The organism is Microvirga arvi, assembly GCF_016892765.1.
GTDB lineage: Bacteria > Pseudomonadota > Alphaproteobacteria > Rhizobiales > Beijerinckiaceae > Microvirga > Microvirga arvi.
The window spans coordinates 1-23,288 of sequence record NZ_JAFEMD010000006.1 but is presented as its reverse complement, the minus strand read 5'-3'; the positions used below and the strand labels follow the sequence as shown (position 1 = coordinate 23,288).

The following is a 23,288-nucleotide window of genomic DNA, read 5'->3' as shown; positions in this document are numbered from 1 at the left end:
ACCTCAGTGCAGAACGCGCTTCGTGCGCGGAATATCGAGTGAGAAAGCCGGAATTTCGGCGTCGAAAGTTTCCCCGCTGGCGGTTTCCATGAGATAGGTGCCCTGCATGGTGCCGCTCGGTGTCGCCAGGGGGCAGCCGCTCGTGTAGCTGAAGCTCTCGCCGGGCCCGAGCACCGGCTCCTCGCCGACCACGCCCGCGCCGCGCACCTCCTGCACATGACCGTGCTCGTCGGTGATCCGCCAGTGCCGCGCGCGCAGCTGGACCCGGTCCAGGCTCGTGTTGATGATCTCCACCGTATAGGCAAAGAAGTAGCGGCCTTCGTCGGGGGAGGACTCTTCGGGCATGTAGCGGGGCGTTACCGTCACAGAGATGCCGCGGGTCACAGCCTTGTACATGAGGGTGCCTTCAGCCAGTAGAGGAGTTCGACCCGCCCGTGGTAAGGCCGTCCTCACACCTCGTCAATCGAGGCAGGAGAGAACGGGCCATGCTCGACGGATGGATGCGGCGCAGGATCGATCCGCTGCTGGATCGGCTGGGGCAGGGCCTTGCGAGGTGTGGAATCTCAGCCGATGCCGTGACCCTGCTGGGCCTGGGGCTCGGATTGATTGCGGCCCTCATGATCGTGCTGCAGCTCGATGCGGCCGCGCTTGTCCTGTTCGGGCTCAACAGGCTCCTCGACGGGCTCGACGGAGCGGTCGCCCGCTCGACCCGGCGCACGGACCGGGGCGGGTTTCTCGACATCGTCCTCGACTTCGCTATCTACGGTGCCATCCCCCTGGCCTTTGCCCTGCGGGATCCCGATGCCCTCGCTTTGCCGGCGGCAGTGCTTCTGTTCTCCTTCTACGTCAATGGAGCGAGCTTCCTCGCCTACGCGGCCGTGGCTGCCAAGCGAGGCATGAGCAGCCACGTCCGAGGGATCAAGTCGATCTACTTCACGGCGGGCTTCATGGAGGGTACGGAAACGATCCTGTTCTTTGCCGCCATGATCCTGTTTCCACGATATTTCCCGATCCTGGCCTATGCGTTCGCCGGGCTGACCCTCATGAGTGGGGTCGCACGGGTGACGCTGGCTTGGCATGCCTTCCGGGACGAGCCGGAGGAAAGCGATTGAGAATTCCGTAACAAGCCTTAGAGGATACTGTCAGGCTCAACACTTGAAAGAGGGCAGGGCTCTCGGATGACGGACATGGTTGCGTTGAAGGACGGGATCCAATCGGCTGATGCCATCATGCGCCTGGCGCAAGCCGGAGCCATCAAACCGGAGACGCCCTTCGCGTCCGATCAGGTCCAGCCGGCAAGCCTCGATCTCAGGCTCGGCCGCCGGGCCTATCGCGTCCGGGCCAGCTTCCTGCCGGGCCGCAACCATACGGTGCGCGACCGGCTTGACCAGTTGAGCTTCCACGAGATCGATCTGAGCCAGGGGGCCATTCTCGAAACTGGCAGCGTCTATATCGCGGAACTCCAGGAGGAACTGGCCTTGCCGGAGGATCTCTCCGCCGCCGCAAACCCTAAGAGCTCCACCGGCCGCATCGACGTGTTCACCCGGGTCATCACCGACCAGAGCCAGGAATTCGATACGATCGGGGCCGGCTATCGCGGTCGCCTCTATGCCGAGATCTCGCCGCGCACATTCCCGGTGCTGGTCCGGACCGGCACCCGCCTGTCCCAGCTGCGCCTGCGCAAGGGCGAGGTGCGCCTGAGCGATGCCGAGCTCCTGGCTCTTCATCAGCGCGAGCGGGTGGTGACCTCGGCCGAGCCCTCCATTCAGGATGGCGTCGCCGTAAGCGTGGATCTCGCGGGCTTCGGTCCGGACAATCTCGTCGGCTACCGCGCCAAGCGCCATACCGGCCTTGTCGATGTGGACAAGCCGGGCTCCTGCCGCATCGCCGACTTCTGGGAGCCGCTTTATGCGGATTCCTCCCGCACCCTGATCCTGGACCCGGGGCAGTTCTACATTCTCGCCTCCAAGGAGGCTGTCCACGTGCCCCCAGACTTCGCGGCCGAGATGGTGCCCTTCGATCCTCTCGTGGGCGAATTCCGCGTCCACTATGCCGGCTTCTTCGATCCGGGCTTCGGCCATGCCCAGGCAGGAGGGGAGGGGGCCCGGGCGGTGCTCGAGGTGCGCTCCCGCGACGTCCCCTTCATTTTGGAGGATGGGCAGATCGTGGGCCGCTTGGTCTACGAGCGAATGGCTGAGCGGCCCAATGTGCTTTACGGCGCTGGCGCGGGGTCGAACTATCAGGCCCAAGGGCTGAAGCTCTCGAAGCACTTCCGATAATCCCTTGATGCTTCCCCCTTGCAGGATCGCCAAAAGGCCGGATATGAATAAAGGCACGCGGGCGTAGTTCAGAGGTAGAACGTCAGCTTCCCAAGCTGAATGTCGTGGGTTCGATTCCCATCGCCCGCTCCACCTAACTCTTTGGTGGATAAGGATTTGAGCATTCTTCCAATGATCTCGCGATCCCCACATTCCCCATCACGTTCCTCTAGGGCTGTTCAGGCCCTGTTTTTCGCAGTGCGGTGTCCGCTTCGGAGGTGATAGGAGCCGGTCTTGGTATCATCGATAGGCCGCAGGCTTGTAGATGGAGCGGGTCTTTCCATCTAGAAGCAACGTCTGCAAAGGGCAGAAAAGCAGACACTGGCAAGGCTCTGCTCTACTACCGCTATTGATCCGAAGGAAACCTTCGATCCGGCAGATGGGGCTGGTGCCGTTGCTATGCCGGCAGGACGATCACCTTCGTCTTGACCGGTGTTCGTGAGTACAGGTGCATCATGTCCTGAGTGAGCAGGCCGACACAGCCGCTCGTGATGCCGTTGCCGATCGATTCCGCGTCTAGGCTGGCGTAGATCGTGTAGAGCGTGTAGGCGCCGTTCTGATAGAGATGAAGCGTGCGGGCGCCGAGCGGGTTGTCGAGGCCGCCCGGCATGCCGCGGGCCCATTTAGCCGCTTCGGGCTGGCGCTTGATCATCGCCGCAGGCGGGGTCCAGGTCGCCCATTCGCTCTTGCGCCCGACATAGGCGTCACCGCTCCACCGGAACCCGTCGCGGCCGACATTGGCCCCGTAGCGGGTGGCGTTTCCGTCCTCCTCGATGCGGTAGACGTAGTAATTGCCGGGGTCGACGATGATCGTGCCGGGCGACTCTTTGGTGTCGTAGCGAACGGTCCGGCGGTAATATTTCGGATCGACCTTGCTGACATCGATGGCCGGGATCGGGAATTTCTCATCGGGCACCGGCCCGTAGACCTTTGCCGCCTCGGCGAGGCTCATGCCGTCGGATGTGGCGCAACCGGCCAGCCCCAGCGCGCCGACGCCGACCAGAAACGACCGGCGGTTGAGAAGCCCCGCCCGACGCCCGAGCGAAGCCACCTCGTCTCTCTCGCCGGCATCGGCATTCCCACTGTCCATAATCATGATTTGGCCATTTCCCATGTCCTATTGCCCGACGAGACAATACTCCGGCAACCACCCGCTGAACGTTTTGTTGAGCTTCAGATTGCCGTCACACGGCTCGATTGGCAAGCCCGGGTCTTCGCTGCGCGGGACTTGCCATGCAGCAAAGGCGGCTGGTACGGCCTTGCCAGAAGCAGCGCTCAGCTTCGCCTGGAGCCGAGCCTTCGGCTGCTGAGCGCGATCACTCGGCATAGGATCTCTGGTCAGCCTAAGACGGAGTAGCAACCGCCATCATGCCGAGCCACGAATTTCGCGCACCGGCGTCTCACTGAGCGCCGGCTTAATGCTTACGAGCTTGCACCAAGTAGACGGGTACCGTTGTCTCTCCGAGAGCCTTGCAGGCTTCCAAGCGATGCAAACCCTCAACCAGCACAAAACGATTGCCATCAGGCCGCACAAGAATAGGCGCCTCTTGCCCTTTTGCCAGGATGCTTTCGGCAAGGACATCAACCTTTTGCCGATCAAGGGTTTGACGCCGCTGAACAGGCACATAGACATCTTGGATTGCAACGATCTGCTTTTTCATCATCTCTGCTGCTCCTGGCCCGAGATCGGGTCTATGGATGCTATGCTTTGGCTATGCTCAAGGCAGGAAAAGTCATCGGAACAAGCGATCCAGCATGAAAGTTGCGCGTCGGACTAAAATAGGGACGAAGCACACGTGGCATTGGATCCTTAGCTTTGCGCCTGCGGGGCAGGTGAGCTTCGTTGCTTGGCTGCAATCCAGATAGTATGTCTTGCCCCGCCACGTGTTCCATTGGCGCGCACACCTACCTCATCCACGCCAAACCCCACCTGGCGCAGACGTCCGGTGAAGGCTCTGTTCGGTGCCGATGACCACACGGCCAGAACGCCACCGGGTGTCAGCGCCGTGCGGGCCGAGCTTAGTCCTGGCAAGTCGTAGAGGCGGTCGTTATCCTTGCGTGTCAAACCCTCGGGTCCGTTGTCGACGTCGAGCAGAATAGCGTCGTAAGCAGACCGGCTCGATCTTATCAGACGCCCAACATCTCCTTCGAAGATGCGGACGCGCGGATCCGTAAGACTATCGCCGAAGACTTCGGCCATAGGACCTCGGGCCCATGCCACAACAGCAGGTAGGAGCTCAGCTACGGTAACCTGAGCCTCAGAGCCGAGTTCAGTAAGCGCAGCGCGAAGCGTAAAGCCCATTCCCAACCCACCGATCAGGATCTGCGGCCGCTCGCGGTCCCGAAGTCTCAGGCAGGACAGTTTAGCGAGAGCCTCCTCGGAGCCGCTAAGGCGGCTATTCATCAGTTCGTTGTTGCCCAACATGATGGAGAACTCGGCACCGCGCTTCTTGAGACGCAATTCGCCCCCGTCACCAGGAATTTGTGCTGTGTCGAGTAAGACCCAGGGGATCATGAATAGCTCTTCGGACGGTATTGCTCATTTTGCGTAGGATCACGCACAGTAGAATACACCTGTCAGGAAGGGCGGATCAATTGCCGCACAGCTCATGCAAGATTTTAGCTAACGCGTTAGTCTCTTTCATGATCGCGTTCAAATATTGGGTCGAGCAGAGCCGTTGGCAGGTGGTTGCGCGAGGACCCTATCGTTTGCCACCGAACGGTTTCGCCGGCGTCCCGCCTTTGCCCTGGTTCGCGAAGGGTGAGGTCGGGATCGCCTCCTTGGGCTTTTCCTTCTTCGGCTTCTTGGCCTCGCGATTGCCCCGTTGTTCGCCTCTGGCCATGGTTGGTCTCCGTTGTCCGTAAGTTCGTAGTTGAGATCATCTCAGTCGTGGGGCGACTTGTCGAGCAGATGGTCAAAGTCGGCCAGCGCACGGTCGATCAGCTTGCGGCGACGTAGATCGCTTGCATCCAAGCTCTGCGCGAAGAGGCCAAGCAGGTAGCGTGCCTTCTCAACCGCCTCGTGCCAATCGGTGGCAGGCGCGGCTGCCAGCAGGTCTTCGAGTTCCGCCTGTCTCCTGCGCAGCGCTTCTTGGTCGGCTTCGACCTCGGACCGTAGACGCCGAAGGTCGGTTGCCTTCTGGGCTGCCATGCCGCGATGAGTATCGAGATTGGTCGGTTGATCAGCCATAGTCTGTTCCTCCGTGTCCGTTATCTGCGCATCCCCAGGTGGACCGACCTCCTAAGCGCGTTCGCTCAGCAGGCGAGCCAGTATCTTGGCCAAGCGCTCATTCTGTCCAACAGACTCGGGCGTCACGTGGTGCCATTCATGCGCTCGAAGCGCCCAACCCACATCCGAGAGGCTGCCGAGCGGCTCGTGCGGCCAAGCAGGTTCGCCCGTGGGCGTCAGGACCATAAACTGCCGTGATGCCTTCATGCCCACGCGGGCGACGTACAGGATCTCGTCGCCCCGACGAAGCAGCGTGACCGGTTCGTAAATCTGGGAACCGTGGAAGAACGCTTCGGCGCTGGTCAAATGAGTGACGCCTGAGCCGCGATCTCGCTTTCGCGTACGGCACGCTCGCCGAAGCCGGACGACTTGATGCGGTACGAGACTTCACCAGTCTGATCTGCCGGCATGAGCCGGGTCACCTCGTAAATGCCGCTTGCACTTGCACGCTTATCCGAAATACGCGGGTGGGTGATGCGAACCAACTGATTAACCTGGTACTTATGGGACATTCGTTCCTCCTGGAACTCGATAGCTATTGGGCAGGGTAGGGCGATAACCGCTACCTGGTGTCTTTCGGAACAAACGAAAAAGCCGCCCCACGTGGGAGCGGCTTCAAGCCTTAGCGGCACAGGTCCGTATCCTGCGCCCATCATCAGAGATTATGCCGTCTCGATGTTGTTGACGGCGATCTTGCCGGAGCGACGGTCTTCAGCCGTGTCGAAGGCGACCTTCTGGCCTTCAACGAGGCCACGCATGCCGGCACGCTCAAGAGCGGTGGCATGGACGAACACGTCCTTGCTGCCATCGTTCGGCTGGATGAAGCCGAAGCCCTTCATGTCATTGTAGAACTTTACTGTGCCCATAACCATTGGGGTAACCTTTCGCGATTGTTGCAGATGCACGTGAGCGAAGTCACGCAAAAGCGTGGCCTCAACTCGGTTCGTCGATGTAATGGTAAGAAAGTCCGAACGTGCGCCTGGAAAAACCAAAAGCGAAACGACCCGATTGTCCGGCCAAAATCCGATAAGACTATGTAGGTCTTTTCTTTGCTAATAGCAAGGGCCTACCGTAATCTCATTTAATCTAGACATAAATTTGCAGCGTTTGATGCAATCCAGCGACGAAGCTGTGCTTGGCTGGGGCCGCGGTTGCTAAGTATTGCCGAGATCATCCCATGTGCCTTCACATGCCGCCATCCCCGCCTCACCCCAGATGATTGACAGTTTTACTTTGCGAAATCAGAGGCATCTCAACTTGGGCGCCATGCCCACCTGTGAACCGGCAAGGTCTCTTGATGGCACGAGGCGGAAGTACGCCGATGTTCTGCAATGACCCAATGAGCGGACCAACCTATGGCCCCACATATAGGCCATTGTTGACGCAAACCTGTCTCTCATGAGGTAGAGCTACCAAACAGAAAGCTCCGAGGGAAGCTGCGGAGTACCCTGGCGCTCCTTTGTCGGGGAGCAATCCATTCGGCGGCTTGCTTGGAGAGTAAAGGGGTCTATAAAACACAAGCTTTGTTCGCCCGTTTCGACTAAGCCAGCGCGGTGGCTTTCTGGTTGATGCGGTGCGGCCCGACACTCTTTAAGATAAATCTCAAGGGATCCCGATGGCATTGGTCAAGACGTCCGCACTGCCGGACAGGGGTGGCTCACGACCGTCAAGCGATGAGGAAACTCCCCAGGGAGTTCAGCCTCCCGCACGAGGAGCGCCGTCCCAGCGCCGAACCCTTGAGCGCGTTAGAGCCCGGCAGCAGAAGGCCGCAGAGCGTATAGGCGCCGCCACGGAGGAACTGGCGAGCGGGGTAGCGGAGGCATCATCGGCAGCCGAGGAGTTGCGGCGCGCCATGGAGCAGATCGCCAGCGGAGCCGAAGAGGCGGCTGGTGCCTCCCAGCAGTCGCTCTCGGCGATCATGAGTTTAGGCACCTCGTTCTCCGAATCCCGGACGCATGCCGAGGCTGCACGGGCCAAAACTACCAGCCTCCAGACCCTGCTGATCGAGACCGGAGCCCAGATCGACGCCTCCGTCATTGCCGTCGGAGCCAACGCGGCACGTCAGAGAGCCATGGTCGACATTGTCTCGCTCCTCGAGAAGCAGGCGACCGAGATTGGCGAGATCACCCGCGTGGTCGGCGATGTTTCCGACCAGACCAACCTTCTGGCGCTGAATGCCGCCATCGAGGCGGCCAGGGCCGGGGAGAACGGACGGGGCTTTGCTGTCGTGGCCGACGAAGTGCGGGCTCTCGCCGGCACCTCGGAGAGAAGTGCGCAGGACATCCAGATCCTGGCGGAAGGGATCGTCCGCGAGGTGCGGTCCGTCGCGGAGAGGATCCGGACGGCAGCGGAAACCGCAACCGGCGAGGCCCAGATCGGCCGCGCCGTGGTCGCGGCGCTGGACAAGATCCGAACCGAGGTTGCGCTCCTTGCCGAGGGCAGCCAATCCATCCTCGTTGCTGCCGTCGAGGCTGAGGCCGCCATCCGCGAGGCCCATCGTGGGGCCGAGCAGGTCGCCAGTGCCGCCGAGGAGCAGGCAGCCGCAGCAGCCGAAGCTCAGCGGGCCGTGCAGCAGCAGAGCGTGGCGCTGGACCAGAGCCAGCAGACCGCACAGGCGCTTGCCTCTCTGGCGGACAATCTCCAGGCAAATACGGCGGGATCGTCCAGCGCCGAACAGGTCGGATCGGCCGCCGAGGAACTGTCGGCGGCCATTCAGGAGATCTCGGGCGCAGCCGGCGAGATCATGACGGCTGTCGATCAGATCAGCCGGGGGGCGCAGATGCAGGCTGCAGCCACGCACCAGGCCAACGTGGCCATGCAACAGATCGATCGCGCAACGGCTGCCTCGCGGGGCGTCGCCAGCGCAGCCGTCGAGCGCATCGGCACCCTGGCAGTCGATCTCCAGGACAACCGCACCGCAACCATGCGACTGGCCTCAGGGGTTGAGGAGGGGTTGCGGGAGACCCGAGCGGTCATCGGATTGATGGGTGGCCTGGACGAGTCCAGCAGACGAATCGAGAAGATCGTCGATGGCATTGCTCTCGTGGCAGTGCAGACCAACATGCTTGCTGTGAGCGGCTCGATCGAGGCCGCACGAGCCGGAGAAGCAGGGCGTGGCTTTGCGATCGTGTCCGGGGATATCCGAAACCTGGCTCGCGATGCCTCCGAGAACGCCGACCGCATCAAGGACGTCGTACGCCAGATTCGCGACCAGATCACCATTGTCCGGCGTGATCTGGAGCAGAGCGCCGCCATCGCCGAGGCGGAAGTGACCAAGAATACTCTGGTGGCCGAGAGGCTGGGAGCCGTGGAGGCCGACGTCAACGCACTCCGTGACGGCAGCGCTGCCATCCTGTCAGGCTCTGAGAAGATCTTGACGGCTGTGCGCGAGATTAGGCTCGGTGCAGAGCAGGTCGCGGCTGTCGCGGAGGAGGCCGGAAGTGCTGCCGCGCAGGCCGCAGCCGCGGCACGTCAGCAGGCACGCGGAGCCGAGGACTTGGCGGCTGCCATCGAGGAGATCGCCTCCCTGGCTGATGAACTCCAGATGGTGGAGTCATAAGACCATGACCGGGGCGGCCCCTTCGGCTGTCGAACAGTCGTTTCTGACGGTGCATGTGGGAGACGAGCGCTTCGCCCTACCTGCTTCCGATGTCGCCGAGGTAATCCGACCTCCGGCCATGATCCGCGTCCCGCTCGGGCCTCCAAGCCTGCTCGGGGTGGCTAACCTGCGAGGGGCAGTGATGCCGGTGGTGTCGCTGCATAGCCTTCTCGGGCGCGAGGGCAGCCTCTCCTCGCATGCGCGTATCGTGGTGGTCGATCGCGGCGCTCCTGTTGGGCTTTTGGTCGACAGGGTCGCATCGCTGGGAGCATCGACGGATGATGCTGACGGCGGAAGGGCACCAGCGCAGCGGATTGATCTGGATATGCTGCTGGCCAAGGACTTCGGCGGCCTCACTCGCCGGGTGCAGCACAAACAATTTCTTGCACCTCAAGCGCTTCGTGAAGAAGCCGCTGCGGACCGGGACGAAATTGCCCTCGTGTGCTTTGCCGTGGCAGGCCAGGATTTCGCGCTGCCCCTCGCGTCCGTCCATGAAGTGGTGGCTTTCCCGGAAGAGGTCGCGGCGGTTCCGCAGACGGATGCAGTCATGCTCGGCGTCATGACTCTTCGCCGACGACTTCTGCCGTTGGTTTCACTTCACGGGCTCCTTGGCCTTCCGGCAGGCGTACACAAGAACGACAGATCCCGGATCGTGGTGGCCCGGATCGGGCTGGGGGTGGTGGGTCTTGCCATTGATGGCATGAGGGAGATTCTTCGCATCCCATCCCATATGATTGATCCAGTCCCGACGATTCTGACCAGGGGAGACGCGGAGGCCCAGATCCAGGGCATCTGTCGGCTCGAGGGAGGACAGCGGCTGGTCTCGATCCTATCGGCGGAGCATCTGTTCCGCGATCAGACACTGGTCGAGCAGATCTCGCCTCAAACGGAGGAGAACCACGACATGGACGCAGCCGACGGGCTTTCAACTGCCGGCGAGCAGTTCATCGTTTTTCAGCTCGGCGGCGAGGAATATGGTCTGCCCATCACGGCAGTCGACGAGGTGGTGCGCGTACCGGATGCACTGACGCGGCTGCCCAAGGCTCCGGCCTTCATCGATGGCGTCATGAACTTGCGGGGCCGTGTCGTTCCGGTCATCGATCAGCGCCGCCGGTTCAAGTTCGAAGGACAGGGAGAGAAGCGGCGGGAACGCATCATCGTCGTCAGAATTGACCACATGCACGCGGGCTTTGTCGTCGACGGCGTGTCTGAGGTGCTCAAGATTCACCAGAGCCAGCTTCGCCCGACGCCTGATCTGGCTGCCGACGGCAGTCAGGTCATTGATCGTATTGCCAATATAGAGGTTGAGGGGAGAATGATCCTCCTGCTCAATCCTCGCGAACTGCTGGACAGGGCAGAGAAGGATCTGCTCGCTGCGATGGGCGACAGTGATGTGGAGCGACCCGCTTCGTGATCCGGCTGCTCATCGTCGATGACTCTCCCCTGATGCGACGTCTTCTCGGCGGCGTCTTCACGGCCGAGGGAGATTTCGAGATCGCCTTCGCCCGCAATGGCATCGAGGCACTAGAGCAGCTGAGTACTTTCAAACCGAACGTGATCACGCTTGATGTGAACATGCCCGAGATGGATGGCCTTGCCTGCCTCGACCGCATCATGCTGGAGAGGCCCTGCCCAGTGGTGATGGTCTCATCCCACACGGAAGCAGGTGCGAGCGTCACATTGGAAGCTTTTGGGCTTGGGGCCGTCGACTTCATCACAAAGCCTGATCGAGCGGTCTCCCTCGAGATGGAAAGCCTCGCCCCCCAACTCGTCGAGAAGGTCCGGGCAGCATCGAAGGCCCGTCTGCCGAGCAGCTTGAGACTGGCCGAACGCGTGCGACTTCGCAGCGGTCTGGCACGCCAGGCACCGGTTGCCGCGCCGCGAAGGCGCGCGCCTTCCATACCAATGAAGCGACCGATCAAGGCTGCGCCCGCGCTTGGAATTGTGTTGATTGGCACATCCACCGGAGGCCCACCGGCATTGGATGCTCTGCTGTCCCGGCTGCCCGCAGATTTTCCTTGGCCAATCGTGGTGGCTCAGCACATGCCGGGCTCGTTCACGGGCCCTTTGGCGCGACGGCTCGACAAGCTGTGCGCCCTTGCGGTGATGGAAGTGACCCATCCGATGCCGCTCGCGCCAGGCAATGTCTATATCGGCAAGGGGGACGCAGATGTCATCATCAGCGTTCGGCCGGATGGTCCTGTGGTAATGGCGGCCCCCTCGCTGCCGGAGCATCGCTGGCATCCGAGCGTGGATCGGTTGGTCGACAGCGCCATGCAGCACTTTGCGCCTGCAAGCCTGATCGGCGTGCTGATGACCGGGATGGGCAGCGACGGAGCCGAGACCATGGCAAGGCTCCACGAGAACGGCGGCTGCACCATCGCGGAGGCAGAAGAGAGTGCGGTCGTCTGGGGCATGCCTGGCGAACTGGTTCGCCGTGGCGGCGCGGAGGTCGTCGCTCCCCTGGAGCAGATCGTCGACTGGATCCTGGATATGGTGGGGCGCTCATGAGCAAGCCTCCCGGCGCGATGATGGACAAAGCTGCCAGCACCAGAAAGGCGCGCGCGCTCTCTGCCGATGAACTCCGCCATCTCTGCACGTTTCTCTATCGCCAGACCGGAATGATCTTCGGAGAAAGCAAGCGCTACTACATTGAAAGACGCGTCGCCGACCGCATGGCGGCGACCGGGATGCGACCATTTCCGGCTTATTACGCCCATCTCGAATCCGACAAGAGCGAAGTCGAGCACCTGATCAACATCTTCACAGTCAACGAAACCTATTTCTACCGCGAAGAGCACCAGCTGCGTTGTCTGAGCCGCTCGCTCCTGCCGGGTATCGTGCAGAACAGGAAGCCGGGCGATCTCGTACGGATCTGGTCTGTACCCTGCTCGACTGGGGAGGAGCCCTATTCGATCGCCATCTGGCTCCTCGAGAACTGGCCCCTGGTCGATGCCTACCATATCGAGATCGTCGGCTCCGACATCGATACGCGGGTGCTGCTGGAGGGGCAAGCTGGACATTATGGGGAGCGCGCCCTTTCGCGCCTGCCTCCGGACGTGGTTGAGCGCTATTTTGGATCAGCTCGAGATGGGCAGCGTCAGTTGATCCAGGATTTGCGGGAATCGGTGAAGTTCACGTCAGCCAATCTCATCGACACGGCGTCCGTTGCGACGCAGGGAGGGTTCGACGTCATCTTCTGCCGCAACGTCCTGATCTATTTCGACGATGCCTCCCGCCTCCAGGCGGTCAACAATCTCTACGACTCCCTGCATCCGGGCGGCTACATCTGTCTCGGCCATACCGAGTCGATGACCCGGATCTCGAAACGGTTCGACCTTCGCCGCTTCGAGGATGCAATCGTCTACCAGCGGCCGGGGAGTGACCGCGATGGATGATCTGCTCCAGCACTTCATCGTCGAGGCCCGCGAGCTGATACAGCAGGCCACGGATGACCTTCTGGCTCTCGAGCGCGATCCCGCCCAGGCTGTGCACCTAGGCAGCGCTTTTCGGGCCGTTCACACGCTCAAGGGGTCGGTCGGCCTGTTTGACTTTGCTCCGATGGGGCTTGCTCTGCACGCCGCTGAGGATCTGCTGGGAATCCTCAGGGCAGGCGAGGGGCGCATTGACGGCGGCGTGATCGACAGCCTCCTCGAATGCATCGGCCAAATGGAGCATTGGGTCGGAACGATCGAGCAGACAGGCCAGCTGCCGTTGGACGCTGCCGAGGAGGGCTATCGCCTGGCGCGCGTTCTGCGGTCCCAGCTTGACGATGGTCCCGCCAGTGCAGCGCCCGCAATTCCCGAGGCGGATCTGGGTTGGGTCAGGGAAATGATGGCCAGGAGCCACGTTCCGGCGCCCTTGAGGGCGCAGAACAAACCTCTTGTGGCGGTTCGGTACACGCCGCGCGCCGATTGCTTTTTTGCCGGCGACGATCCGATTGCGCTCCTGCGCTCGGTGCCGGAGCTCATGGCTGTCCGCTTGTCGAACCGGGATCCGTGGCCCCCCGCGGCGGAGATCGACCCCTTCGCCTGCAATATCAGGATCGAGGCGCTGTCCGGGGCCGGGCTCGATGCGGTGAAGGCCGCTTTCCGCTTCGTTCCGGATCAGGTGACGATCCTTGAGATCATCCAGAGCTCAGGGGATCATGTTGACGCGGCAAAAACCGGCCCTCAAGCCACAGGACAGGCGGCAGGCGCGGCCGGAGGAGGCAGCGCGCGGATGCTTCGCGTCGATGCGGCGCGGATCGACCGTCTGGCAGACCTCGTTGGCGAGATGGTCGTTGCCAAGAACGCCCTGTCGCATCTGGCGAGCCAGGCTGGAGACGGTCTGGACAGGAAGGATCTTGCCCACGGTCTGCTTGCGAGCCAAGCTGTCATCGACCGTCTCGTGGCCGAGATGCACAGGGCCGTCATGGATGTCCGCATGATGCCCATGCGGGACATCTTCCGGCGCTTTCCCCGCGCCGTACGCGATATTGCTGGTCAGCTGGGCAAAGCTATCGATTTTTCCATGGAAGGGGAGGACGTAGAAGCCGACAAGGCGGTCGTGGAGGGCCTGTTCGAGCCCCTGCTCCATGTTCTCCGCAATGCGGTCGGTCATGGCGCCGAACCTGAACATCTGCGTCTGGAAGCAGGAAAACCGGCGAGAACCAGGATTGTGCTCCGGGCCCGTCGCAATGGCGACCGCGTCATGGTGGAGGTCGAGGATGACGGTCGTGGCATCGATCCGGCTGCGATCCGGCGGGCGGCCCGCGAGCGGGGAGTCGCCTCGGCAGATGACATCGAGCGCATGAGCGATGCCGAGGTGGTCGAGCTGATCTTTGCGCCGGGCTTCTCAACGGCATCGGAGGTGACGGACCTGTCGGGCCGTGGGGTCGGCATGGATGCCGTGCGCTCCGCTGTCGAGCGCCTAGGTGGTCAAGCCAGCGTTCGAAGCTCTCGAGGCAGGGGTGCGACGGTTCACCTGTCCCTGCCATTGACGGTCGTCATGACGAGGATCATGGCGGTCAGAGTCAGCGGCGAACTCTATGGCATTCCTCTGGATGGAGTCGTGGAGACGGCTTTCGTGCCGGCCTCCCGCATCCTTCCCGTCCGGGGTGCCGAAGCTTTCGTTCTGCGTGATCGGACGCTACCTTTGGTCAGGCTTGCCGACCTGCTGGACCTTCCGCGTCCGGCAGAGCCGCATTCAGGCATGAAGGTGGTGGTAATGGCGGTAGGCGACGAGCTCGTTGGGATTGCAGTGGACGGATTTGCCGAGAGAATGGACGTTCTGATGCGGCCCATGACTGGGATCTTGGCTGGCGCCCCCGGTCTTATGGGTACGACCCTGCTCGGCGATGGCAGCGTTCTCATGATTCTCGATGTCCCGGAGCTGATCGGATGAGCGCGCGACTTGACGGCAATATCATCGTTCTGGAAGGGGCTTGTCGCGTCGAAGACGCGGAGCCCTTGCTCGGCTGGCTTCAGGCAGACAGAAGCCTAATCGTCGACCTGACCGATGCTGAACATCTTCACACGGCTGTTCTTCAGCTCCTAATGGCCATGAGACCGGCCCTCAAGGGGCCTGCCAGGGATGACTTCATCCGAGAGTGGCTTACCCCGGCTCTGTTGGAGGCAGACCCGCTCGGCATGGCACCCCATGAAGGCTGAGCAGTTGTTATTCTCCCGGCATACACTAAAAGAAGCCAATAGCCTTCCTCCATGCAGATCCGGTCGTCCCGGGCAGAATTTTCCCTAGCGGAGTACTTGAGTGGCGATAACTGTCCTGATCGTCGATGACAGCAAGCTGGCCCGCATCGTCGCGGGCAAGACCCTGGCCGCCTTGCAGCCCGATTGGGAGAAGATCGAGGCTGGCAATGCTCAGGAGGCCCTGACTATTCTGGGCGAGCGGAAGATCGACCTATCCATGATCGACTTCAACATGCCGGAGAAAGACGGGCTCGAACTGGCGGCCGAGATCCGCTCCACCTACCCGACGATGCCGATTGCGGTAATCACAGCCAACATCCAGGACGAGGTGATTGCCCGGGCCCGGGAGGTGAATGCCACCTTCGTCAGCAAGCCTCTGACGGAGGAGGGCCTGAGAGGGTTTATCTCCGGGGCGGCCTTGCGCCTGCGGGCAGGCGACGCGTAACGATTATGGCCCAGGATATTGCCCTAACGGACCTTGAACGCGATGCTCTGACCGAAGTTGTGAATATCGGCGTTAGCCGGGCAGCTTCAAGCTTGCGTAAGATGATCGGGGAGGAGGTTATCCTCTCTGTGCCGGCCATTGAAATCATGGCACCGCAGGATGCCGCCCGACTGATCGGGGAACGCGAGACGGATGAGCTCGTCGCCATCCAGCAGCAATTCGAGGGTGCGTTCTCAGGTCGCGCTTTGCTGATCTTTCCTAAAGCGACCAGCCTCGACCTCGTTCGGGCTATCATGGGTGGAGATGTGCCGCCCGATGAGATTGCCGAAATGGAGCAAGAGGCTCTGGCCGAGACCGGCAACGTGATCCTGAACGGCTGTCTTGCTACCATGGCAAATATGCTGAAGCGCTCCCTCGACATCTCATTACCGGAAGTGGTCCGAGGAGATGGAGCTCGATTGTTCATCCTTGAAAAGGGTCGCTCGACTGACGGATTGGTGCTCTTCCTGTACATCAACTTTTCAGTGCGCAACAAGGATATCCGAGGCTACATCGCCATGCTTATGGATCTGCCGTCGCTGACAGCCCTGAAGGCGCTCATCGCCGGCTTCATCGATCGCGTGATCGGCGACGAGGCTTAGGCCATGTCATGTGAGAAGAACAACTCAACCGAATTCTGGCAGGTATGACGGCTCGGATCCTCCCATATGCCACGGTCGAACAGACCGTCGAAGCGGCAGCTCAAGAGCTCCGGCAATTGGCAGGACCGATCTTTTCGGCGCTGGAGCGCTCAGGCTTGTCCATGGTCGCAACGAATCCGCGGCTGCCCGACAATCCTATCGTCTTCGTCAACGAGGCTTTCAGCCGAACGACAGGCTATTCCGCCGAAGAGGCGGTCGGTCGCAACTGTCGTTTTCTTCAGCCGGTTGACCGCGATGAAGAGGCCGTCTCACAGATCCGTGAAGCGGTCAGAGATGCACGCGCCATCTCGGTTGAACTCCTGAATCAGCACAAGGATGGCGATCGTTTCTGGAATCATCTTTTCATCACCCCTGTGAGTGATGAGAACGGCAATCTGCTCTTCTTCCTCTCGACCCAGGTTGATGTCACACGGATGCATCTGGCGGATGAGATGAAGTCTGCCCTCCAGGCAAGCCAGGAGGAGCTTGATGAAACCAACGAACGCCTGCGCCAAACTCTCACCGTCGCCGGAACCGGCGGAGCCTGGGACTGGGACATTCCTCACGGGCGCTTTACTGCTGACACCCGTTTTGCGGCGCTCCATGGCTTCGATTCAGCCGAAGCCGTGAAAGGCCTGCCGGCTGATGCTTTCTTCAAGGCCATTCACCCTGAAGATCGCATGCGAGTTCGCCTTGCCGTTGCGGGCATTCTCAATGGGGCTGAAATCTTCTCCAAGGAATATCGCCTGCTTGCCTCCGACGGATCCATCCGTTGGGTTCATGCGCGGGGACGCAGCCACTTCGGCCCTGACGATCGGCCATTGCGATTTACCGGCGTCGTCCTCGACATTACCGAGCAGAAGCATGTCGAGGAGCGTCTGCGTATCGCGCAGAGTGCTGGCGGAGTCGGAACGTTCGAGTACGTGCACGGTTTTGCGACGGTCAGCGTCTCGGAAGAGTTCTGCCGGCTTCTTGGATTGCATCCCACCGACGTTCTGCCGGTCCGCACGATCAATGCACTCGTCGTGCCAGGGGATCCCTTCATCATCGGACAGGACGCAGGCCCTGGTGTCCCGACCTATGCGGAGTGTCGAATCCAGCATGCAGGTAGCAAGGATCTTCGCTGGCTTGCTCGCAGAGGCGAATATGTACGCGACATGGAAACAGCCGGTCTGCGCTTCATCGGCGTGATCTACGACATCACCGCTGCCAAGCAATCTGAAGAGAGACTGCAAGAACTCAATGAAAGGTTGGAGAATCGCGTTGAAGAGACGACCCGTGAGCGTGACCGGCTCTGGAGCCTTTCAAGCGATCTCTTCAGCGTGTGCGACGCCGATGGAACCCTCAAGGCCATCAATCCCGCATGGTCCGATCTGCTGGATTATCGGGAGGATGAAGTCGTCGGCACCCGCTTCGAGGACTGGGTTCATCCCGAGGATCGAGCCTTGAGCCATTATCGGCTTCAGGAGCTGAGGCAGGGAGAGTCGCTCAAGGATTTCGACGTTCGCATTCAAGCAAGAGATGGAATTTATCACTGGATCAGCTGGACCTTCGCGCCTGCCGGTGATGTGTTCTACAGCGTCGGACGTGATGTCACGCAGCGCAAGCAATTGGAGGAACAACTCCGACAGAGTCAGAAGATGGAGGCCGTCGGTCAGCTCACCGGAGGCATCGCACACGACTTCAACAATCTCCTGACCGGGATCGTCGGTTCCCTCGATCTCCTGCAAACGCGCATGAAGCAGGGACGGCTGGAAAACATCGGGCGCTATATCACGGCAGCGACAACATCGGCTAACCGCGCAGCCGCCCTGACCCATCGTCTTCTTGCCTTCGCGCGACGACAGCCTCTCGACCCGAAGCTGGTCGACGTCAACCGGCTCGTCATATCCATGGAGGATCTCCTTCGGCGAACCACCTCCGAAGCGATCGAGCTCCAGATTGCACCGTCCGGAGATCTGCCGTTGACCCTGTGTGATCCCAACCAGTTGGAAAGCGCTATCCTCAATCTTGCGATCAATGCCCGGGATGCCATGCCGGAGGGCGGCAAGCTCATCATTGAAACCGGAGTGTCACAGCTGGACAGCCTCCATAGAACTGCGCAGCAGGACATGACACCAGGCCGATACGTGACGATCTGTGTCTCCGACACGGGAACGGGCATGCCTGCCGATGTCTTGGCTCAGGTCTTCGATCCATTCTTCACGACCAAGCCGATCGGGGAGGGAACCGGCCTGGGTCTTTCCATGGTCTATGGCTTCGCCAAGCAATCGGAGGGCCATGTCCGGATTGACAGCGAGGTGGGTCAAGGTACCACGGTGAGGATCTATCTTCCGTCCCATGAAGGTGAGCTCTCCGATGCTGTCATCGCACCAAGCCTGAGCCAGTCACACCGAGCGGAAGCAGGCGAGACCGTCCTGGTGGTGGAAGATGAGCCAGTGGTACGGTCGCTGATCCTGGAGGTTTTAGCCGATCTCGGTTATCAGGCTCTTGAGGCAGTGGACGGCCCGTCCGGTCTCAAGGTCTTGGAGTCGAAGCAGCGGGTCGATCTTCTGGTGACCGACGTCGGCCTGCCGGGTTTGAATGGCCGCCAATTGGCTGACCATGCCCGCCTGGTAAGACCCAACCTCAAAGTTCTCTTCATTACCGGTTATGCGGAGCAGGCCGCCATGGCGTCAGGATTCCTGGCAGACGGCATGGAGATGATCACAAAGCCCTTTGCCATCGAGGACCTGGCAGTCAGGATTCGCGAGATCATCGAGCGGGGTTAAACGGGCGGAGCCCTTCCGGCAGTCTAGGAGGCGCCACTCCAGCATCGCGGCTGTAGCGAGGGATGGTGTCCCACTTTGCCGCGGGACTCGGCCTAAGCCTTTCGCACGTAAAGAATCGGCATCACACCCTCTTCAGGAGCCATAGCTCGAGGATGGGCCTTAACGAACCATTAACCATGTTCAAACATGCTCTCAGCGCAACACAAACAGGCTCGCGGCAGGTGCCGCAGGGCGCGCGTGCAACAGGGAGTCCAATGAGTACAGAGGGAAATCCGGATCAGAATGTCACGCGTCCGCGGCTCGACCCCGACGCACGGGAGTATATCGGAGCCCATCTCCAAGCCATCTTCGCAGAGATCGAGGGACAGCCGATCCCCGACGAACAGGTTGATCTGCTACTCGCGTTGCGACGGGTCGAGCGTGAGCTGGGACGCAAGGACACCTGATCAGAACACCTGTGCTGCTCCATCGTTGTCGAGGCTCGACACCCAACTTTGGGAGCGGTCGGTGCTATGTCGTGTGACATCACAGATCTGATTCGCATGCCAGGATCACGGTCATTGATCTGGATAGGCTTTAATTCTTGGACCCTACTCACGGACAGAACTGGAAACCATTTCTCTGGTGTGAGCGTTAGATCACCCTAGATCTTTGCGGATCCGAAATCTCGCCGAGCCACGCAATGCCAGAGAACCGCAAGTTCCGATCTCCGATGGCCGTGCGGGAAGGAACCGGGTTTGTCCGCGTCCGCGGGGCCCGCGAGCACAATCTCAAGAGCATCGATCTCGACATTCCTCGCGACGCCCTCGTTGTTTTCACGGGCGTGTCCGGCTCCGGAAAGTCGTCGCTGGCCTTCGGAACCCTTTATGCCGAGGCGCAACGGCGATATCTCGAGTCGGTGTCGCCTTACGCCAGGCGCCTGTTCCACCAGATGCCCGTCCCGGATGTGGACGACATCGACGGTTTGCCGCCCGCCGTCGCGCTTCAGCAGCAGCGCGGTTCACCGACCACGCGCTCCTCGGTCGGCAGCGTCACGACCTTGTCCAACCTCTTGCGCATGCTTTATTCCCGCGCCGGCGACTATCCGCGCGGCCAGGCGATCCTCTATGCCGAGTCGTTCTCGCCCAATACCCCGGAGGGGGCCTGTCCCCGGTGCCATGGTCTCGGCCGGGTGTATGAGGTCACCGAACGATCGATGGTGCCTGACGACTCGCTGACCATCCGCGAGCGGGCCATCGCCGCCTGGCCGACCGCCTGGCATGGGCAGAACCTGCGCGACATCGCGACCACGCTCGGCTTCGACGTCGACCGTCCCTGGAAGGATCTGCCCAAGAAGGACCGCAACTGGCTGCTCTTCACGGACGAGCAGCCGACCGTTCCCGTCTATCCGGGATATACTCAAGCGGAGGTTCGGCGCGCGCTCAAACGCAAGGAAGAGCCCGCCTATCAGGGGACGTTCACGAGCGCCAAGCGCCACGTGCTGCACACCTTCGCCAATACGCAAAGCCCGCTGATGAAGCGGCGGGTGGCGCAATACATGGTAAGCACCGAATGCCCGCTCTGCCACGGCAAGCGCCTTCGGCAAGAGTCCCTGTCCGTCAAGTTCGCGGGGCTGGACATCGCCGACATCTCCAGTCTGCCGCTCGCCCGCCTCTCCGACATCTTTCGGCCCTATGCGGACGGGACGGCCTCACGAAGGTCGAAGACCGAGGCGGAGCATCCGGAGAAGACGGTGGTCGCACAGCGCATCGCGCAGGATCTCGTCGCCCGGCTCAGCGTCATGCTCGATCTCGGGCTCGGCTATCTCGCCATCGAACGCAGCACCCCGACGCTTTCGCCCGGCGAGCTCCAGCGGCTGCGGCTCGCCACCCAGGTGCGCTCGAACCTGTTCGGTGTGGTCTATGTGCTCGACGAGCCGTCGGCCGGCCTTCACCCCGCCGATACCGAGGCCCTGCTGCATGCGCTCGGGCAGCTGAAGGCATCCGGGAATTCGCAGTTCGTGGTCGAGCACAATCTCGACGTGATCCGTCAGGCTGACTGGATCGTCGATGTCGGCCCTGGCGCCGGCGAGCAGGGCGGCTTCGTGCTCTATAGCGGTCCACCGGACGGGCTCAAGCAGGTTGAGGCCTCGCAGACCCGGCGCTTCCTGTTCGGCGAAAGCCCTCTCCGGCCTCGGGAGCCGCGCGCGCCGAAGGATTGGCTGCGCCTCGCCGGCGTCACGCGCAACAACCTGAACGGGCTTGATGTTGCGTTTCCCTTGGGCGTGTTCACGACTGTCACGGGAGTGTCCGGCTCCGGCAAGTCGAGCCTGGTCAGCCAAGCCCTGGTCGAACTGGTGGCGGAGCATCTCGGCCACGCTATCCCTGAGCCGGAAGACGAGGGCGAGGAGCTCGAGCGGGCAGCGGTCATTCCCGCCAGCGGCCGGATCGTCGGCGGCATGAAAGGAATCAAGCGCCTGGTGCGGGTCGATCAGAAGCCGATCGGGCGCACGCCGCGTTCGAATCTCGCGACCTATACCGGCCTTTTCGATCATGTCCGCAAGCTGTTTGCCGCAACCAAGCAGGCCCGCGCCCGTCGCTACGATGCGGGACGTTTTTCCTTCAACGTCGCCAAGGGCCGCTGTCCCCATTGCGAGGGCGAAGGCTTCGTGATGGTTGAGCTGCTGTTCCTGCCGAGCGTCTATGCCCCATGCCCGACCTGTCATGGGGCGCGGTACAATGCTGAGACGCTCCAGATCAAATACCGCGACAAGTCCATCGCCGACGTGCTCGGAATGACGGTCGATGCGGCCTGGGAGTTCTTCGCCAACGAGCCGCCATTGCATCGCTCCCTCACGATCGTGCGCGAGGTGGGGCTGGGCTATCTGCGGCTTGGCCAACCCGCGACCGAGTTGTCCGGAGGGGAGGCGCAGCGGATCAAGCTTGCAACCGAGCTTCAAAGGATCCAGCGCGGCGATACGCTCTACGTCCTCGACGAGCCGACCACCGGACTGCACCCGGCCGATGTGGAAAGGCTCGTGGCTCAGCTCGATGGGCTCGTCGAAGCCGGCAATACCGTGATCGTGGTCGAGCACGACATGCGTGTGGCGGCGAGAAGCGACTGGGTCATGGATCTCGGTCCGGGAGCCGGTGACGAGGGCGGGTTGGTGGTTGCATCAGGGCCGCCGGACGAAGTGGCAAAAGCATCGGGCAGCCGGACGGCGCCTTATCTGGCGTACGCACTCGCTTGACGCACTTTAAACCATCGGGTGCCTCTTCCAGGCCACCCAGGTGATGGTTCCCTCGACAACCCAGACCAGCGTCTTTCTTGCTTTGAACTTCCGTACGTTGCGGCGAGGCGGGAGCGTGATCTTGGTCCTCAGACGAGAGAGCTAGGAAGATACCCTTGATCTGCTCCCAATCAAGCAGCGGGTCACTAGGCCATTCCATCGTATGCGCTCAAACCGGTAATGAGATGCTCGGAAAAGATCGGGAGCTACCATTCAGCCAAATCCTGAAATGTGTGCTGCGGAGGCTATTCTCTGCGGAATAACCGTTCTCTAAACCGTTCTCTGACGCCTTTGTGTTCTGTGATAAAGAAGTTGCTTGTGCCGGAGAGGCGGTTTTCATTTCTAGAAATCGGTTGTCGCTTACGAGACGTTCCTTTCGGCCCTTATGGACAAGGAACGTGGGGCAGCTAAATCAATGGCTTCCTGGAGCTTCCCAAGCTGAATGTCGTGGGTTCGATTCTCATCGCCTGCTCCGATCTCCTATACAATCAAGACTGTCTGCAGCGGGGAAGCGCTCCCGATAACCATGGCTGCTGAAAGGGCGGAAAAAGGTTTCGGAGTACTGGTATCTGGTGTTGACAAACCAATCGGGAATCGACATATCCGCAGCCCCGCCGGAATTCAGTTCGGGCGAGCTTCAATTTCAAAAGACGCCGATGCTGCCGAGGTCTCCGGATCTCGCCGTTTACTCGGGTCTGGATCGGTGATCTCAGATGATCCTGATCTGCGGCACGAGCCATGAGCGCCAGTATATGGCGGTCCTTCATGGCTCCTCTGACGAAAAAGAGAATATTCCGGATTGGTGTCATTGATCTGGATCAAGTAACGCAGAGGAAAATATATTTTCTGTGAACGGTGAAGTTTGTCTGATTACTAAAGGAAGGCCCTGAGTGATGCCAATTTCGAAAAAATATTCGAAAAAGGTGTTGATCTTCTGAAGGGGTTCGGGTAGAACATCTTCATCGGCGGCCTGGTTCGGCAACGAGCGGTCTGCCCCTAAGGCTTCAGCGGTCCGGTTGTCTCTGGTGAAGGGATGGCGGGACGGGGTGAGGTTCTTTTTTCTGTCTCCTTGGTGGGGCAGGTGCTCTTTGACATTGTTGAGAGGAGAAGAGAAGCGTAGGCGGCGGTGTCCTTGCGGATGGTCTTTGGACCATCATGAGAAGACATCGACCTTTCTATGCTTTGGTGAGTACACCGCTGTGGGGAGACCCACAGATGGAAGGTACTCTGTCAATTTGCGTAGAGATTTAGTCGAGATCAAATCTTTCAACTTGAGAGTTTGATCCTGG

General features: G+C 61.0%; 22 protein-coding genes and 1 tRNA gene. 14 read left to right on the top strand and 9 right to left on the bottom strand.

The genetic code is table 11. The features are described from left to right. Positions 1-3: 3 nt before the first annotated feature. A complete protein-coding gene (gene apaG / locus ILT44_RS05275; protein WP_204238523.1) occupies positions 4-396 on the bottom strand; it encodes a Co2+/Mg2+ efflux facilitator ApaG/CorD in 393 nt (130 codons plus the stop codon). An 89-nt stretch (positions 397-485) separates the two neighbouring features. On the opposite strand from apaG, the gene ILT44_RS05270 reads away from it, so the two are divergent. From ILT44_RS05270 to ILT44_RS05260, 3 genes are all read left to right on the top strand, one after another. After that, complete coding sequence (locus ILT44_RS05270) at positions 486-1,112, top strand: CDP-alcohol phosphatidyltransferase family protein (RefSeq protein WP_204238522.1); 627 nt, start codon at positions 486-488, stop codon at positions 1,110-1,112. Between the two features lie 75 nt (positions 1,113-1,187). Then, the gene (locus ILT44_RS05265) at positions 1,188-2,279 is read left to right on the top strand and encodes a 2'-deoxycytidine 5'-triphosphate deaminase (RefSeq protein WP_204238652.1); all 1,092 of its coding nucleotides are present in this window, start codon (positions 1,188-1,190) and stop codon (positions 2,277-2,279) included. 57 nt (positions 2,280-2,336) lie between these two features. Then, positions 2,337-2,411: transfer RNA gene (locus tag ILT44_RS05260), tRNA-Gly, on the top strand. Positions 2,412-2,715: 304 nt separating this feature from the next. Here the strand turns inward: ILT44_RS05260 and ILT44_RS05255 are convergent. The 8 genes from ILT44_RS05255 to ILT44_RS05220 form a co-directional block, all read right to left on the bottom strand. Next, positions 2,716-3,414 (bottom strand): L,D-transpeptidase, encoded by a 699-nt coding sequence (locus tag ILT44_RS05255; protein WP_204238521.1) that lies wholly within the window; start codon positions 3,412-3,414, stop codon positions 2,716-2,718. Positions 3,415-3,733: 319 nt separating this feature from the next. Next, on the bottom strand, positions 3,734-3,982 hold the full coding sequence (locus ILT44_RS05250) for a ParB N-terminal domain-containing protein (RefSeq protein ID WP_204238520.1): 249 nt from the start codon (positions 3,980-3,982) through the stop codon (positions 3,734-3,736). 146 nt (positions 3,983-4,128) lie between these two features. Further along, complete coding sequence (locus tag ILT44_RS05245) at positions 4,129-4,833, bottom strand: spermine/spermidine synthase domain-containing protein (RefSeq protein ID WP_204238519.1); 705 nt, start codon at positions 4,831-4,833, stop codon at positions 4,129-4,131. 187 nt (positions 4,834-5,020) lie between these two features. Continuing rightward, the gene (locus ILT44_RS05240) at positions 5,021-5,161 is read right to left on the bottom strand and encodes a hypothetical protein (RefSeq protein ID WP_204238518.1); all 141 of its coding nucleotides are present in this window, start codon (positions 5,159-5,161) and stop codon (positions 5,021-5,023) included. 41 nt (positions 5,162-5,202) lie between these two features. Beyond that, on the bottom strand, positions 5,203-5,508 hold the full coding sequence (locus ILT44_RS05235; RefSeq protein WP_204238517.1) for a hypothetical protein: 306 nt from the start codon (positions 5,506-5,508) through the stop codon (positions 5,203-5,205). Between the two features lie 51 nt (positions 5,509-5,559). Continuing rightward, positions 5,560-5,853, bottom strand: a complete 294-nt coding sequence (locus ILT44_RS05230; RefSeq protein ID WP_204238516.1) for a hypothetical protein — start codon at positions 5,851-5,853, stop codon at positions 5,560-5,562. After that, the gene (locus ILT44_RS05225) at positions 5,850-6,059 is read right to left on the bottom strand and encodes a hypothetical protein (RefSeq protein ID WP_204238515.1); all 210 of its coding nucleotides are present in this window, start codon (positions 6,057-6,059) and stop codon (positions 5,850-5,852) included. Before ILT44_RS05225 ends, ILT44_RS05230 begins: the two co-directional genes overlap by 4 nt. A gap of 150 nt (positions 6,060-6,209) precedes the next feature. After that, a complete protein-coding gene (locus ILT44_RS05220) occupies positions 6,210-6,419 on the bottom strand; it encodes a cold-shock protein (protein WP_152717085.1) in 210 nt (69 codons plus the stop codon). A 743-nt stretch (positions 6,420-7,162) separates the two neighbouring features. Here ILT44_RS05220 and ILT44_RS05215 point away from each other — a divergent pair. The 11 genes from ILT44_RS05215 to ILT44_RS05165 all read left to right on the top strand — a co-directional run bounded on the left by ILT44_RS05215 (position 7,163) and on the right by ILT44_RS05165 (position 21,960). After that, entirely contained in the window at positions 7,163-9,106 is a 1,944-nt protein-coding gene (locus ILT44_RS05215; RefSeq protein WP_204238514.1) for a methyl-accepting chemotaxis protein, read from the top strand. A gap of 4 nt (positions 9,107-9,110) precedes the next feature. Beyond that, entirely contained in the window at positions 9,111-10,559 is a 1,449-nt protein-coding gene (locus ILT44_RS05210) for a chemotaxis protein CheW (protein ID WP_204238513.1), read from the top strand. Then, on the top strand, positions 10,556-11,656 hold the full coding sequence (gene cheB, locus ILT44_RS05205; protein WP_204238512.1) for a chemotaxis-specific protein-glutamate methyltransferase CheB: 1,101 nt from the start codon (positions 10,556-10,558) through the stop codon (positions 11,654-11,656). Before ILT44_RS05210 ends, cheB begins: the two co-directional genes overlap by 4 nt. After that, a complete protein-coding gene (locus ILT44_RS05200) occupies positions 11,653-12,543 on the top strand; it encodes a CheR family methyltransferase (RefSeq protein ID WP_204238511.1) in 891 nt (296 codons plus the stop codon). Before cheB ends, ILT44_RS05200 begins: the two co-directional genes overlap by 4 nt. Beyond that, positions 12,536-14,530, top strand: a complete 1,995-nt coding sequence (locus tag ILT44_RS05195) for a chemotaxis protein CheA (protein WP_204238510.1) — start codon at positions 12,536-12,538, stop codon at positions 14,528-14,530. Before ILT44_RS05200 ends, ILT44_RS05195 begins: the two co-directional genes overlap by 8 nt. Next, positions 14,527-14,796 carry a hypothetical protein gene (locus ILT44_RS05190; RefSeq protein WP_204238509.1) on the top strand — a complete coding sequence of 90 codons (270 nt, stop codon included), beginning with the start codon at positions 14,527-14,529 and terminating at the stop codon, positions 14,794-14,796. The genes ILT44_RS05195 and ILT44_RS05190 overlap by 4 nt, the downstream gene beginning before the upstream one ends. 100 nt (positions 14,797-14,896) lie before the next feature. Next, positions 14,897-15,280, top strand: a complete 384-nt coding sequence (locus tag ILT44_RS05185) for a response regulator transcription factor (RefSeq protein WP_204238508.1) — start codon at positions 14,897-14,899, stop codon at positions 15,278-15,280. Between the two features lie 5 nt (positions 15,281-15,285). Further along, positions 15,286-15,921: a chemotaxis protein CheX gene (locus ILT44_RS05180; RefSeq protein ID WP_204238507.1), complete on the top strand. Its 636-nt coding sequence runs from the start codon at positions 15,286-15,288 to the stop codon at positions 15,919-15,921. Between the two features lie 161 nt (positions 15,922-16,082). Further along, entirely contained in the window at positions 16,083-18,731 is a 2,649-nt protein-coding gene (locus tag ILT44_RS05175) for a hybrid sensor histidine kinase/response regulator (RefSeq protein ID WP_204238506.1), read from the top strand. A gap of 254 nt (positions 18,732-18,985) precedes the next feature. Further along, positions 18,986-19,177, top strand: coding sequence for a hypothetical protein (locus ILT44_RS05170; RefSeq protein WP_204238505.1), 192 nt, complete (start codon positions 18,986-18,988; stop codon positions 19,175-19,177). Positions 19,178-19,413: 236 nt separating this feature from the next. Then, positions 19,414-21,960 carry an excinuclease ABC subunit UvrA gene (locus ILT44_RS05165; RefSeq protein WP_239467924.1) on the top strand — a complete coding sequence of 849 codons (2,547 nt, stop codon included), beginning with the start codon at positions 19,414-19,416 and terminating at the stop codon, positions 21,958-21,960. Positions 21,961-23,288 lie beyond the last annotated feature (1,328 nt).

What these genes read in the sequence shown, in the direction of transcription:
- apaG (WP_204238523.1), bottom strand. Translation starts at nt 396, where the DNA reads ATGTACAAGGCTGTGACCCGCGGCATCTCTGTGACGGTAACGCCCCGC.
- ILT44_RS05170 (WP_204238505.1), top strand. Translation starts at nt 18,986, where the DNA reads ATGAGTACAGAGGGAAATCCGGATCAGAATGTCACGCGTCCGCGGCTC.
- ILT44_RS05210 (WP_204238513.1), top strand. Translation starts at nt 9,111, where the DNA reads ATGACCGGGGCGGCCCCTTCGGCTGTCGAACAGTCGTTTCTGACGGTG.
- ILT44_RS05180 (WP_204238507.1), top strand. Translation starts at nt 15,286, where the DNA reads ATGGCCCAGGATATTGCCCTAACGGACCTTGAACGCGATGCTCTGACC.
- ILT44_RS05195 (WP_204238510.1), top strand. Translation starts at nt 12,536, where the DNA reads ATGGATGATCTGCTCCAGCACTTCATCGTCGAGGCCCGCGAGCTGATA.
- ILT44_RS05265 (WP_204238652.1), top strand. Translation starts at nt 1,188, where the DNA reads ATGGTTGCGTTGAAGGACGGGATCCAATCGGCTGATGCCATCATGCGC.
- ILT44_RS05225 (WP_204238515.1), bottom strand. Translation starts at nt 6,059, where the DNA reads ATGTCCCATAAGTACCAGGTTAATCAGTTGGTTCGCATCACCCACCCG.
- ILT44_RS05215 (WP_204238514.1), top strand. Translation starts at nt 7,163, where the DNA reads ATGGCATTGGTCAAGACGTCCGCACTGCCGGACAGGGGTGGCTCACGA.
- ILT44_RS05255 (WP_204238521.1), bottom strand. Translation starts at nt 3,414, where the DNA reads ATGATTATGGACAGTGGGAATGCCGATGCCGGCGAGAGAGACGAGGTG.
- ILT44_RS05240 (WP_204238518.1), bottom strand. Translation starts at nt 5,161, where the DNA reads ATGGCCAGAGGCGAACAACGGGGCAATCGCGAGGCCAAGAAGCCGAAG.
- ILT44_RS05200 (WP_204238511.1), top strand. Translation starts at nt 11,653, where the DNA reads ATGAGCAAGCCTCCCGGCGCGATGATGGACAAAGCTGCCAGCACCAGA.
- ILT44_RS05220 (WP_152717085.1), bottom strand. Translation starts at nt 6,419, where the DNA reads ATGGTTATGGGCACAGTAAAGTTCTACAATGACATGAAGGGCTTCGGC.
- ILT44_RS05245 (WP_204238519.1), bottom strand. Translation starts at nt 4,833, where the DNA reads ATGATCCCCTGGGTCTTACTCGACACAGCACAAATTCCTGGTGACGGG.
- ILT44_RS05190 (WP_204238509.1), top strand. Translation starts at nt 14,527, where the DNA reads ATGAGCGCGCGACTTGACGGCAATATCATCGTTCTGGAAGGGGCTTGT.
- ILT44_RS05250 (WP_204238520.1), bottom strand. Translation starts at nt 3,982, where the DNA reads ATGATGAAAAAGCAGATCGTTGCAATCCAAGATGTCTATGTGCCTGTT.
- ILT44_RS05235 (WP_204238517.1), bottom strand. Translation starts at nt 5,508, where the DNA reads ATGGCTGATCAACCGACCAATCTCGATACTCATCGCGGCATGGCAGCC.
- ILT44_RS05175 (WP_204238506.1), top strand. Translation starts at nt 16,083, where the DNA reads ATGGTCGCAACGAATCCGCGGCTGCCCGACAATCCTATCGTCTTCGTC.
- ILT44_RS05270 (WP_204238522.1), top strand. Translation starts at nt 486, where the DNA reads ATGCTCGACGGATGGATGCGGCGCAGGATCGATCCGCTGCTGGATCGG.
- ILT44_RS05165 (WP_239467924.1), top strand. Translation starts at nt 19,414, where the DNA reads ATGCCAGAGAACCGCAAGTTCCGATCTCCGATGGCCGTGCGGGAAGGA.